This window comes from Lactiplantibacillus sp. B652 (assembly GCF_023806745.1).
Classification (GTDB): Bacteria; Bacillota; Bacilli; order Lactobacillales; family Lactobacillaceae; genus Lactiplantibacillus; species Lactiplantibacillus pentosus.
The window spans coordinates 1-214 of record NZ_JAMSKY010000137.1 but is presented as its reverse complement, the minus strand read 5'-3'; the positions used below and the strand labels follow the sequence as shown (position 1 = coordinate 214).

The 214-nt window shown below is 35.5% G+C and carries 1 protein-coding gene; it reads right to left on the bottom strand.

The annotated features are described in order from the left end of the window. The coding region (locus tag MZO40_RS17325) for a MucBP domain-containing protein (RefSeq protein ID WP_252133503.1) at window positions 1-214 on the bottom strand (214 nt) is incomplete at both ends.

Sequence of the window (214 nt, the reverse complement as noted above, 5' to 3'; positions counted from 1 at the left end):
GGTTATAGGAATCTTCTTAATATTAATAATGATAGTTTTAATGCCATCATCACCAACTGTAATAGTGGATGGGACCTGTTCATCCTTATTAGCTAACTCATAACCATCCGGTAACGAAATCTTAACATCAACTTTATCGCCAACTTTTCCTGAAACTTGGTCAGTTTTTACTACCTTGCCATCTGGATCGATATAGTTGATAGTTCCTGTTTTG